This is a genomic window from Flavobacterium sp. B330r (genome assembly GCF_056824325.1).
In genome coordinates, this window is the sequence record NZ_CP124860.1 from 221,679 (window position 1) to 234,732 (window position 13,054).

The window sequence follows — 13,054 nt, forward strand, 5'->3', positions numbered from 1 at the left end:
GCTTTTATGTTTCGTTTCAAATTCTTCCTATTTCTTCTTTTACTTTTTTCTTTTGAAGAAAATAGTATCGCACAATCAAAGGATACAGCAAAAGTTTCACAAACGGCAAACAACCAAACAACCGTTAATCATCTTAGTAAATCAGAACAGCTTAGAAATAAAAAAATCGTCAGTTTAAGCATTATACTTACTGTCATCATTTTTCTTTTGTTTTACTTTTTATACCAAAACAACAAACTAAAACAGAAAATAAAACGAAAAGACACCAAACAGAAAATCCTTCTCAATATTATCAATTCTGGAATTGACTCTCAAGAAGTAGAGCGTAAAAAAATTGCTTCTTTTCTACATGACAATATCAATTCGCTATTGTCTTCAGCAGGATTACATTTAAATACATTTACAGCTCAAAACGATGTAAAGTCGGAAGAAATACGTAAAGCAAAAGCAATTCTATCAGAAGTCCATGAACTTTTACGCGATATGTCTCACGATCTTGTTCCGTCGCTTTTGGTTCGTTTTGGATTAATTTATGCTTTGGAAGACCTATGCGAGAAAAACTCAAACTCTGCAATTAAATTTGAATTTTCAAGCACTATTCCGACCAGTAGAAGATATGTTGAAAAATTTGAGATGAAAATCTATTTCATAGTCAGTGAACTGTTCAGCAATATTACCAAGCATAGCAATGCTCAAAAAGCAAAACTTTCTTTAGCAGAAAAAGATAACCAACTTATCCTCTATATTCACGATGACGGAATTGGTTTTAAAACACAAAAATTAAAAGATGCTGAAGGCTTCGGTTTAAGTAGAATTAGAGCTAGAATCAAAAAATATAAAGGAACTTTATCAATTACTTCAAAAGAAAATCAGGGAACCAAAATAAAGATTCAGATTCCGCTGCCGCATTAATTACTTCTCTCCTATTTCGATAATTTCCAAATCTTTGATTTTATCATCATCAATTACAAAACGCAACATGGTTCTCACTTTATGAAAACCACTTTTTCCTGCCGCGCCTGGATTCATGTGCAATAAATTATTCTTTTTATCAAACATGACCTTCAAAATATGCGAATGTCCACAGATAAATAATTTAGGCGGATTCAAAGCTAATTCTTCTCTAACATTCTGATTATATTTTCCGGGATAACCGCCAATATGAGTAATCCAAACCGAAACATTTTCACATGAAAAACGATTATTTAACGGAAATTCTAATCTTGCTTTTGCATCGTCAATATTTCCGTAAACCGCTCGTAAAGGTTTTAGTTTTTTAATCGTATCCGTCACTACCAAATCTCCAATATCTCCAGCGTGCCAAACTTCGTCTGCCTGAGCAACATATTTTAAAATAGTATCATCGATGTGACTGTGAGTATCGGAAAGGAGAAGAATTTTGGTCATTTTTATTAAGAGGCTAAGATTCTGAGGTGCTAAGATACTAAGTTTTTCCTAGCATTTAAATTGTAGAGACGCACTGCGGTGCGTCTAAAACTTGATTAGCAAATAACAAATATCAAAAACATCATAACATCCCTATAGAAAAAACTTAGAACCTTAGCATCTCAGAATCTTAGAACCTTTTTTCATACCTTTGCACCTCAGAACCTCTGTCCTTAAAATGAGATATTTTATTCAATTCGCTTATAACGGAACACATTATCATGGCTGGCAAATACAGCCAAACGCTTCTTCAGTTCAAGAAACTTTAAATAAGGCTTTTTCGGTTTTATTAAACGAAAGTATCAGCATTATGGGGGCTGGAAGAACAGATACTGGTGTTCATGCAAGCGAAATGTACGGTCATTTTGATACAGAAAAAAACTTAGACATTCCAGTTTTAATTCATAAACTGAATTCTTATTTACCAAAAGATATTGCGATTTTTAATATTATTCTGGTTCACGATGATGCGCATTGTAGATTTGATGCCACAAAGCGAACTTACGAATATCATATCAATACAGCAAAAAATCCGTTTTTACAGGAATTGAGCTGGTATGTTACACAAAAATTGGATATTGCTTTGATGAATGAAGCGGCACAGTTACTACTGAAGCATACCGATTTTCAATGTTTTTCAAAAGTTAACACTGATGTAAACACATTTGATTGCACGATTTTTGAGGCATACTGGAAACAAGAAAACGAAAAACTGATTTTTACCATTTCAGCAAATCGTTTTTTAAGAAATATGGTTCGCGCTATTGTGGGCACTTTGATCAATATTGGTTTAAAGAAAATAACTTTAGCTGATTTTGAAAATATCATTGCCAGCAAAAGCAGGGAAAAAGCGGGATTTTCGGTTCCGCCACATGGTTTATATTTGACCAATATTTATTACGATTATTTATAAGCTTTAAGCTTTAGGCAATAGGCTTTAGGCTTATTTCTTACAGCTAAAAGCTAAAAGCTTATGGCCTAAAGCCTATAGCTTAAAGCTCCTAAAAACAAATGAAAGCAAAAGCATTCGATACAGGATTATTCAAACGAATTTTAAAATACACACGACCTTATAAATGGCGTTATTATGGCGTAATCATATTTGCCATTTCGCTGTCTATCTTCGCTGCACTTCGCCCCTATTTACTAAAAGAAACGGTCGATGGCTACATCAAAACTCATGATAAAATGGGATTGCTAATGTATATCGTTTTAATGGGAGTAGTTTTACTGATGGAGGTCTTCTCTCAATTTTACTTTGTTTATTGGGCCAACTGGCTCGGACAAGATATTGTAAAAGATATTCGAACTAAACTTTTTAAACACATTTTGAGTTTCAGAATGAAGTATTTCGATTTGGTTCCAGTTGGCCAGCTGGTTACTCGCGCTGTTTCGGATATTGAATCGATTGCCCGTATTTTCAGTCAAGGTTTGTTTATGATTATAAGCGATTTGATGAAAATGGTTGTGGTACTTATTTTCATGTTTTATATGAACTGGAAACTAACCTGGATAGTTGTAGTTGCAATGCCTATTTTGGTTTACATTACCAGAATTTTCCAACGTAAAATGCAAGTGGCTTTTGAAGAAGTTCGAACGCAGATTGCCAATATGAACTCTTTTGTACAAGAGCGCGTGACGGGAATGAAAATCGTACAGCTTTTTAACCGCGAAAAAATTGAAGCTGAAAACTTTAAAGAAATCAACAACAAACATAGAGTTGCTTGGATTAAAACGATTTTATACAACTCCATCTTCTTCCCGATTGCCGATATTATTTCGTCTATTACTTTAGGTCTGGTCGTAGTATATGGCGGATTCAGAATTTTGAATGGAGATCATTTTACGACTTTTGGTGATTTGTTTTCGTATACGATGTTTATCGGAATGCTGTTTAATCCGTTGAGACAAATTGCGGATAAATTTAACGAGATGCAATTAGGAATGATTGCTGCCAATCGTGTTTTTGACATTATTGATACGCAAGATCACATTCAAGATACAGGAACCATTGAAGCGCCTGTTTTTGATGGAAGAATTGATTTCAAAGACGTTCGTTTCAGCTATATTACAGAAGAAGAAGTCATAAAAGGTATTGATCTTTCAGTTTCTGCTGGACAGACCGTGGCGATTGTAGGTTCTACAGGAGCAGGAAAATCTACTATTATTAATTTATTGAATCGTTTTTACGAAATCAATAGCGGAACAATCTGCATTGATGGAGAAAATATCGAAAACTACACTTTGGCTTCTTTAAGAAAACAAATTGCTGTTGTTTTGCAAGATGTGTTTTTGTTTGCCGATACGATTTATAATAATATTACTTTGCACAATCCAGAAATTACAAGAGACAAAGTAATTGATGCGGCAAAAAAAATTGGAGTTCATGATTTTATTATGAGTCTGCCTGATAATTACGATTTTGATGTAAAAGAACGAGGTGTTATGCTTTCGTCTGGACAGCGTCAGCTTATTGCTTTTTTACGTTCTTATGTGAGCAACCCAAGTATTTTGATTTTGGACGAAGCGACTTCTTCTATCGATACGTATTCTGAAGAAATGATTCAGCGTGCGACAGAAACAATTACAAAAGGAAGAACTTCGATTATTATTGCACACAGACTCGCAACAATTGTAAATGCCGATAAAATTGTGGTGATGGATAAAGGTCTGATTGTCGAACAAGGCACACATCACGAATTACTAAATAAAACAGATGGCTATTATAAAAACCTGTACGATTCGCAATTTTCAGTAGCTAATTAGGTTTTAAGAAATTACTTACATACTTAATTTTCAAAATCTTACAAAAAATTAAACACCAAAAACACGGATATTTCTTGTATTTAGGAAAAAATGAATTTATCATAACTCCATAATTTTAATTGTATTCTTACAAATAAATAAGTAAGTTTGAGGAATAAATAATCATTTTTAAAAAATCCTATGAAAAAAAAATTACTTTTTATCGTTTTCTTTTTAACCTTTTCGGTTAGTGCATTCTCAATGCAAATTTTCATTAGAGTTGTTGGTTCTACGGAAACTATAACCCTTGAAGTAGAAAGCTCTGATACCATTGATTACATTAAATTTAAGATAATGGACAAAACAGGAATTCTCCCTGATAACCAAAGGCTTATATTTGCAGGAAGACAACTAGAAGATGGAAGAACATTATCTGATTATAACATTCAAAAAGAAAGCTCGATACATCTGGTTGTTCGTAAGGAAAGGTAATAATTAATATTTTTTCTCCTATAGAAAAAAGACACTTCTAAAAAGTGTCTAAGATTAAAAAATAAAAGGGTTTGACTTTAATTGAAAGTCAAACCCTTTTATCATTAGTATTAAGAATTGATTTTTAATCTTCCTCAAGTTAAATATGGTGCAATTTTCAGCATCTAATTAGCTTTAAGAAATTACTTACGCACTTAATTTTCAAAATCTTACAAAACTTAAAGCACCAAAAAGCATTTCATTCTTATAATTAGGGAAAAAATAATTTATCATAACTAAACAATTCCACTTGTATTCTTACAAATAAATAAGTACGTTTGAGGTATAAATAATCATTTTTAAAAAATCCTATGAAAAAAAAATTACTTTTTATCGTTCTATTTTTGGCATTTTCGCTTAATGCGTTTTCAATGCAAATTTTTGTAAAAACTTTGACTGGAAAAATTATAACAATTGAGATTGAAAGTTCAGACACTATTGATAATCTTAAGGCTAAAATATTCGATAAAGAAGGAATTCCAGTTGAATGCCAAAGAATCATATTTGCAGGAAAACAACTTGAAGACGGTAGAACACTATCTGATTACAACATCCCAAAAGAAACCACAGTACATATGGTTCTTAGAACTCCTCCTTGTAATTAATTTGTTTTTAAAGAAGATAACAAATTGCTTAAAACTGGATTTTTGATAAGCTTATTATTTCAAATCCAATATTAGGAAATCAAAAGACCTTCTAAAAAATATGTGAGTTTAAAAATAATTGGGTTTGACTTTAATTGAAAGTCAAACCCTTTTTTCACATTATAGAGTTTAGATTGATTCTGATGTACTTCAAACCCAATCCAACATAATTTTCATGAGTAAAAAGGAAGTTCATACTTTCAAAAATTGGCTCAATCAATAAATTAATAATTATTTAGCTATAAATTGATGTTGCTTTCCTAAATTAAAAAACTGCAATATTCATAAATTGTGAATTAAAATCCGACTAAAAACTGTCAAAAACGCTTTAAAACGTTAAATTAGCGTTATAGAAATCATAAAATTGCCCTTTCACAATCAGTTAGATAGCAAAAATTTTTGGTTTATTCTTTATCTTTGAGAGTATAGAAATCAAATGTAAAAGACAATGCCACAAAATAGATTTTATCCTGATGAAAAATTCAAAGAAATAGAAATAAACGCCTCATTACAATTAAGATACGCCATTTCGAACAGAGGAAGATTAATCAGTTTTACCGACGATATTGAAAACGGACGCATCTTAAAAGGAGGTTTAAGTGACGGATATCCAACTTTCCGTTTTAAGGTTAAAAAAGACGATAAAATCGTAAATAAATATCTCTTCTTATACAAACTAGTTGCTCAATATTTTATTCCAAAAGATTCTGAAGATCAAACTTATGTTCTGCACTTAGATTACAACAGAGCAAACGATGATGTGAGTAATCTTCGCTGGGCAACCAAACAAGAAATGATGGCGCACAGTCGTAAAAGTCCACGCGTTATTCAGGCAAAAAAGAACTTAATTGAACATAATCTAAAAGCTGACGGACGAAAATTAACGACCACAAAAGTGATGTTAATTAAAAAAATCCTTGCAAGACCTGAACAAAAAACACGTCTTAAAATGATTGCCAAACAATTTGGTGTAAGCGAAATGCAAATTAGAAGAATCGCCAGTGGAGAAAACTGGGGACACGTTAAGATTTAGTTTTTAATTGTGAATGGTAAATTATTAATTCATAACTCATAATTATAAGCCACAGATTATACAGATTAACACAGATTTTTTAAAATCATTTTAATCCTAATAATCTGTGGCTTATTTTTTATTTTTTTTAAGGCACTTCTCTCTAATTACTAAGAACTAATCATTAAATCTTAAAAATCACTTCATAATTCACAATTTACAATTCACAATTAGTTCGCTTTCTGTGAAAAGACCAAAATGTATGTCTTTAAAAACAAAATTTCAAGTGTTCATATAAAATAAATCCTTAAATTCGCAATCACAAATAACAAAGAAAAAATCGAAAGATGAGTTTCGGAAATACAAACTTCATTTTCGATAGTTAATACTAAAAGCAAAAAAAATGAAATACGACGTTATTGTTTTAGGAAGTGGTCCTGGAGGATATGTAACAGCGATTAGAGCTTCACAATTAGGCTTTAAAACTGCTGTAGTAGAAAAAGAAAATCTAGGTGGAGTTTGCCTTAACTGGGGATGTATCCCAACAAAAGCGCTTTTAAAATCTGCTCAAGTTTTTGATTACCTTAAACACGCTTCTGACTACGGATTGAAAGTTTCTGAATTTGATAAAGATTTCCCTGCAGTTATTCAACGTAGCCGTGGTGTAGCTGAAGGAATGAGCAAAGGTGTTCAATTCTTAATGAAAAAGAACAAAATTGACGTTATCGAAGGTTTTGGAAAATTAAAACCAGGAAAAAAACTTGACGTTACTGATAAAGACAATAAAGTTACAGAATACAGCGCTGATCACATTATCATCGCAACTGGTGCTCGTTCTCGTGAGTTGCCAAACTTACCTCAAGATGGTGTAAAAGTAATTGGATACCGTCAGGCAATGACACTGCCAACCCAACCAAAATCTATGATCATTGTTGGTTCTGGAGCAATTGGAGTTGAGTTCGCTCACTTCTACAACTCAATGGGAACAGATGTTACTATCGTAGAATTTATGCCAAACGTAGTTCCTGTAGAAGACGAAGATATCTCAAAACAATTTGAGCGTTCTTTGAAAAAATCAGGAATTAAAGTAATGACTAACTCTTCTGTTGAGCGCATTGACACAACAGGTGCAGGAGTTAAAGCTTTTGTTAAAACGGCAAAAGGAGAAGAAGTTTTAGAAGCTGACATCGTACTTTCTGCAGTTGGAATCAAAACAAACATTGAAAACATCGGATTAGAAGAAGTTGGAATTGCTGTTGATAGAGATAAAATCTTAGTAAACGCTTACAACGAAACTAACATTCCAGGATACTACGCAATTGGAGACGTTACTCCAGGTCAAGCTTTAGCTCACGTAGCTTCTGCTGAAGGAATTAACTGTGTAGAAAAAATTAAAGGTTTACACGTAGACCCAATCGATTACGGAAACGTTCCTGGTTGTACTTACGCAACTCCAGAAATCGCTTCTGTAGGTTTAACAGAAAAACAAGCAAAAGAAAAAGGTTACGAATTAAAAATTGGTAAATTCCCATTCTCCGCTTCTGGAAAAGCAAAAGCTGCTGGAAATGCTGACGGATTCGTAAAAGTAATCTTCGATGCTAAATACGGAGAATGGTTAGGATGCCACATGATTGGTGCTGGTGTTACAGATATGATTGCTGAAGCAGTTGTAGCTCGTAAACTAGAAACTACAGGTCACGAAATCCTTAAATCTATCCACCCTCACCCAACAATGAGCGAGGCTGTTATGGAAGCTGTAGCTGATGCTTACGGCGAAGTAATTCACTTGTAAAAATATACCGTTTTACGGTTATATATAATTCTCAATTTAATAAATCCGATTTGTGAAAACAGATCGGATTTTTTTGTTTAATACGCTCTATAAGATAAAAACACTTAAAGCAAAGTCAGTTTTGTATATTTGATTAGATTTAAGCATTTAAAAATTTTCTAATTGACTAATTTTCTAATTGACTAATTAAAAATGACCACCGATATCATAGAAGTAAATAATTTCATTGTCCTCATCGAACAATCCAATTCTGACAAAGAATTTGTGCAACAATGCGAGATTGATGGTGATGCAGTAGGTTTTGCTTTTTATGGTTCTGGAAATGTAGAATTGGAAATTAAACACAACGATCAAACAAAATATCTAACAAACACAACTGGCTTAGCAATTTCTTTCTTTGGAAATCAAAAAGTTTCTTTTTCGCATAAAATTGCTCCCGAAAAACCTTTACAATCTATCAGCATTTTTGCGAAGCTGAAAACCCTGCAGACATTACCAAAAGAAGAAAGAGAAATCTTTGAAAAACAACTGCCTGAATTAGTAAATCCATCGGCACATTTTGTAAAAGGCCCAACGCTTTTTATGACACTCGAAATGCAATTGGCCGTTCAAAAAATATTCAATACCACGTATTCTGGCAATACAAGATTATTATTTTTAAAAAGTCAGGTGAATGAATTACTGGCGCATTATTTTGCACTGCTTTCTACAGAAAAGAAAACAGATTTAAGCGAAAAAGACAAAGAAAAACTTTTTCAGGCAAAAGATATCGTTAGCACAAACTATTCAAAACCACCTACTATTACAGAATTATCTAAACTAATTGGTTTGAACAGCAGTAAACTCAAAAAGAACTTTAAAGAACTTTTTGGAATTCCAGTTTACAAATACATTCACGAAGAAAGGCTCAACAAAGCTTACGAATTACTTTGCAACAGCGAAAAAACAGTACAAGAAACTGCATGGGAAGTGGGTTACGAAAGCTTAAGTTCATTCTCTAACGCTTTTCAGAAAAAATTTGGATCAAGACCAAACGAAGTCAAAAAACAATTCTTTTCAAACAAATCTTAATTCCTTTCAGACAAATCTTTTCATGTTGATGTGTGCAACTTTGTATCATCATTAATTAAAATCATTAATCATGAAAACAAAGAAAATTTTAGTACTGGGAGGCAATGGAAAAACGGGTCGCAGAGTTGCAGCATTATTAGAAACACAAAAAGACGTAGAAGTGAGAATTGGTTCGCGATCTGCCACAATTCCTTTTGATTGGGAAAAACCAGAAACATGGTTAAATGCCATGCAAGACATTGATACTGTTTACATCACATTTCAACCCGATCTAGCAGTACCAACAGCACCAGAAATCATTCAGAAGTTTACAACTCTTGCCACACAAAATGGAGTAGAAAAAATGGTTCTTCTTTCTGGAAGAGGCGAAAAAGAAGCGCAAGTTTGTGAAGAAATTGTAAAAGAAACAGCCAAAAATTGGACGATCGTAAGAGCATCTTGGTTCAATCAGAATTTTAGCGAAAGTATTTTTTTAGAACCTGTTTCAGCTGGATTTGTAGCACTCCCAAAAGCCGATGTTCTCGAGCCTTTTACTGATGCGGATGATATTGCAGCAGTAGTAACAGAAGCACTTTTAAACGAAAAACATAATGGCAAGACTTATGAATTAACTGGTCCTCGCCTGCTTAATTTTGAACAGGCTGTTTCTGAAATAGCAAAAATTACAAAGAGAGAAATTATTTTCCAAGCAGTAGAACTTGAGGATTATGTGAAGACGCTTCGGGAATATCAGGTTCCTGAAGACGAAATCTGGCTTGTAAATTATTTATTTACAGAAGTACTGGACGGACGAAATTCTAGCATTACAAATGATATTGAAAAAGTTTTAGGCCGAAAAGCAATAGATTTTACCGAATATGTTTTAAAAACATCAAAAACTGGAATTTGGAACAAAGTAAACCAGCTGTCATGAATTATCGGAGAGCAGTTTTATCGGGTATAATACTCTGGAGTTGTATAGCTTTAACCTTTTTTATTCTAGCACACATACCTATTGTAAAAGATTCTTTAAACATACAAACAGCACTAATCTGCATTTTAATTGTCTTCTACGCTATTTTTGGAGCTTCGTTTTATTACAAAAAAGGAACTTCGACATCAGGAATTCCAATTGGATTCATAATGTCTTTAACTGCTATTTTATTAGATGTTTTAATCTTTGTTCCATTTGTAGAAATTCCAAAAGGACATAGTTATCAGGATTTTTTCAGTAATCCTTTACTGTGGATTCTTGCCGTTTTAAATGTTGTAACGGTTTATTTTTATTGGAAAAAGAGATTTGAAAGTAAATAAAAACATAAACTTATTTTAGATAATCCGATTTGTAAAAACAAGTCGGATTTTTTTGTGCCTTTTCTCTTTAAACTTTTGTAGTTTTTGCAAATTAGGATTTTAAAATTTTAATACTATTTTCGCACCAAAATTAATCTAACCAATTACAAAAAAAACAAATACTAGTATGAAAAAATTAATCCTATTTATAATCTTAGGAATAACTATTAATGCTAAGGCTCAAGAAGCTAGCGTAGAAAAATCAATCTTTTCGGCACAAACAGGTTTTGCCGGAATTTGGCTTAACAACGAATTAAAACTTGCTAATTCAATTGCTTTAAGAAGCGAAATTGGTATCGAACATGATTTTGCAGTTGGAGATCATTATGATGAAGCTGGTTTTATATTACAACCCGTAATTACAGCAGAGCCAAAATTTTATTTCAATCTGAAAAAAAGAAACGCTAGAGGAAAAAACATTTCAAATAATAGTGGTAATTATATTTCTCTTAAAACAAGTTACCATCCAGATTGGTTTGTCATTAATTTAGATGATAATATCACTAAAAATGCAGATTTATCTATTACTCCAACATGGGGAATGAAAAGAGCAATTGGAGATCATTTTACTTACGAAGCAGGCGCAGGAATCGGATACAGAATGGTATTTATTAAAGCAAATTCTAATATTGGAAATGCACAAAGTGTAGATAATTTTGATTACACAAAGGAACAATTCTTACTTTATTTTCATTTAAGAATAGGCTATACTTTTTAAGAAATAATTTCTAATTTTTATACAATCCGATTTGCGAAAGCAAGTCGGATTTTTTTATTTAATAAATAGAATCCCTCCTTTTGTCATTTCGAGCGAAGGGAGAAATCTCCATAAATAGCTCGAAAAAGATTAATAAAATCTTTGCAAATAACTTTACTTTTCGGAGTTTCTTGCGGAGATTTCTCCCTTCGCTCGAAATGACAATGCTTTGTCTTAAAAAAGCTTTACTTTTAAATTAAAACCTCAAAATAATTAAATATCATTTTCCTTAAAGTCATAAAAAGATTACTTTTATAAATCATTATAAATATCCTTTTTTATGGAAGAAACAAAAATATTCTACGCCGACGGAGAAAATCCAAAAATGATCGAAGCTTACAAAAGAGCACAAGAAACCTTTAAATATTTCTGGAGAGAATTATCTTGGGAATACAGAAGAATAGTTCCAGGATTGGATGTTGCTTGTGTAAAATTAGCTTTCACTCAAGATATAGATGACGAAACTATCGTAGAACATATGTGGATTAACGACGTAAACTTTGACGGCGAAATGATATACGGGATTTTAGTAAATGATCCCAATGATCTAACCAATGTTAATAATGGAGACGAAATTGCAATTCCGATTAATCAAATCAGCGATTGGTTATTTGCAAGCCAAGGAAAAACATACGGGGCTTTTACGATACACGCCATGCGCTCAGAAATGGACGAAGACGAAAGAAAAGACCATGACGATGCTTGGGGCTTAGAGTTTGGAGATTACAATGATATTCTGGTTGTTACAAATCAGAAAGAAAAACCAGAAAACTTGATAGAGCATCCAATGAGTATCAATATGAAAGAAAGTCTAATCGAATTCTTAAAAAACAATCCAGAAGAAATAGAAGCGCAAGACGATTTAGGCTACACTTTTTTGCATCGTGAAGCTATTGCTGGAAATCAAACTTCTGTAGAACTCATTTTAAAAGCTGGCGCAAATGCAAAGGCAAAAACCAATAGCGGAAAAACAGCTTTAGATTTTGCCAAAGAACTCAAATGGGATCATCTAATACCTTTATTTCAATAAAAAATTTCAAAATCCGATTTACCAAAAGTAGATCGGATTTTTATTTGATAAACTGCTTCTCAAAAAAGAATATTTTTTCATTTTAAAATCAAAACTGATCATTTTTTCATCTGTTTACAATAAAGAATGTGCTACTTTTGCAGCACCAAATCTAACATGCCATAGAATGAAAAAATTATTCTTTACGCTTATACTGTTATCTTCAGTTTTATCTGCCCAAACCAAAACCGACACCGATTTTGCTTCCCGTTTAAAAAGCACTTTTTCTCAATCTACAGACTGTGTAAACGACTTCGAAAAAGTATTAAAACCAGCAGAGCTTCAATCTTTAAATACTACTCTGAACGCTTTCGAAAAAAAACACCTTTACAAAATTGTAGTCATAACAACTCCTTCTGTTGAACCTTTTAAATCTTTTGACGAATTTGCAGTAGATCTTGACAAATTTTTATCCAAAGACCCGCGATTAGATCCAACTCTTCTAATTGTTGTGAGTAAAACATTAAGGCAAATTCAGGTCTTAAGCGTCGATTTTATAAAATACAAGTTAAATGCTGAAGACACACAAAACATAATCAGCACCTACTCTATTCCCGAACTTAAAAAAGGAAACTATTTTAAAGCTTTAGAACAGGCTTCAAATGAATTCATGAAAAAATTGCAACAGCAATAAATACATCAAAATCCGATTTGC

14 protein-coding genes are annotated in these 13,054 nt (G+C 32.5%); 13 read left to right on the forward strand and 1 reads right to left on the reverse strand.

Annotated elements, in window-relative coordinates:
• Nucleotides 1-6: 6 nt before the first annotated feature.
• Nucleotides 7-912 carry a sensor histidine kinase gene (locus QLQ95_RS00950; protein ID WP_428238124.1) on the forward strand — a complete coding sequence of 302 codons (906 nt, stop codon included), beginning with the start codon at nt 7-9 and terminating at the stop codon, nt 910-912.
• Here QLQ95_RS00950 and QLQ95_RS00955 read toward each other — a convergent pair whose 3' ends face one another.
• Nucleotides 913-1,407, reverse strand: coding sequence for a metallophosphoesterase family protein (locus tag QLQ95_RS00955; RefSeq protein WP_248727597.1), 495 nt, complete (start codon nt 1,405-1,407; stop codon nt 913-915).
• A 217-nt stretch (nt 1,408-1,624) separates the two neighbouring features.
• Between QLQ95_RS00955 and truA the strand changes: the two genes are divergently transcribed.
• From truA to QLQ95_RS01015, 12 genes are all read left to right on the forward strand, one after another.
• Complete coding sequence (gene truA / locus QLQ95_RS00960) at nt 1,625-2,359, forward strand: tRNA pseudouridine(38-40) synthase TruA (RefSeq protein WP_482502232.1); 735 nt, start codon at nt 1,625-1,627, stop codon at nt 2,357-2,359.
• Between the two features lie 98 nt (nt 2,360-2,457).
• A complete protein-coding gene (locus QLQ95_RS00965; protein WP_320492095.1) occupies nt 2,458-4,212 on the forward strand; it encodes an ABC transporter ATP-binding protein in 1,755 nt (584 codons plus the stop codon).
• Nucleotides 4,213-4,392: 180 nt separating this feature from the next.
• Nucleotides 4,393-4,683, forward strand: coding sequence for a ubiquitin-like protein (locus QLQ95_RS00970; RefSeq protein ID WP_320492096.1), 291 nt, complete (start codon nt 4,393-4,395; stop codon nt 4,681-4,683).
• A 350-nt stretch (nt 4,684-5,033) separates the two neighbouring features.
• Nucleotides 5,034-5,327: a ubiquitin-like protein gene (locus tag QLQ95_RS00975; RefSeq protein ID WP_320492097.1), complete on the forward strand. Its 294-nt coding sequence runs from the start codon at nt 5,034-5,036 to the stop codon at nt 5,325-5,327.
• 487 nt (nt 5,328-5,814) lie between these two features.
• Nucleotides 5,815-6,399, forward strand: coding sequence for an NUMOD4 domain-containing protein (locus tag QLQ95_RS00980; RefSeq protein WP_095928832.1), 585 nt, complete (start codon nt 5,815-5,817; stop codon nt 6,397-6,399).
• 382 nt (nt 6,400-6,781) lie between these two features.
• A complete protein-coding gene (gene lpdA, locus QLQ95_RS00985; RefSeq protein WP_073416603.1) occupies nt 6,782-8,170 on the forward strand; it encodes a dihydrolipoyl dehydrogenase in 1,389 nt (462 codons plus the stop codon).
• Nucleotides 8,171-8,362: 192 nt separating this feature from the next.
• Nucleotides 8,363-9,241 carry an AraC family transcriptional regulator gene (locus tag QLQ95_RS00990; protein ID WP_320492098.1) on the forward strand — a complete coding sequence of 293 codons (879 nt, stop codon included), beginning with the start codon at nt 8,363-8,365 and terminating at the stop codon, nt 9,239-9,241.
• Nucleotides 9,242-9,311: 70 nt separating this feature from the next.
• Nucleotides 9,312-10,154: an NAD(P)H-binding protein gene (locus QLQ95_RS00995; protein WP_482502234.1), complete on the forward strand. Its 843-nt coding sequence runs from the start codon at nt 9,312-9,314 to the stop codon at nt 10,152-10,154.
• A complete protein-coding gene (locus tag QLQ95_RS01000; RefSeq protein WP_428238127.1) occupies nt 10,151-10,534 on the forward strand; it encodes a DUF5367 family protein in 384 nt (127 codons plus the stop codon). The genes QLQ95_RS00995 and QLQ95_RS01000 overlap by 4 nt, the downstream gene beginning before the upstream one ends.
• Nucleotides 10,535-10,700: 166 nt before the next feature.
• On the forward strand, nt 10,701-11,291 hold the full coding sequence (locus QLQ95_RS01005) for a hypothetical protein (RefSeq protein WP_428238128.1): 591 nt from the start codon (nt 10,701-10,703) through the stop codon (nt 11,289-11,291).
• A gap of 319 nt (nt 11,292-11,610) precedes the next feature.
• Nucleotides 11,611-12,360 carry a DUF2314 domain-containing protein gene (locus tag QLQ95_RS01010; RefSeq protein ID WP_320492102.1) on the forward strand — a complete coding sequence of 250 codons (750 nt, stop codon included), beginning with the start codon at nt 11,611-11,613 and terminating at the stop codon, nt 12,358-12,360.
• Nucleotides 12,361-12,526: 166 nt separating this feature from the next.
• Nucleotides 12,527-13,033 (forward strand): TPM domain-containing protein, encoded by a 507-nt coding sequence (locus tag QLQ95_RS01015; protein ID WP_250836821.1) that lies wholly within the window; start codon nt 12,527-12,529, stop codon nt 13,031-13,033.
• Nucleotides 13,034-13,054: the final 21 nt, after the last annotated feature.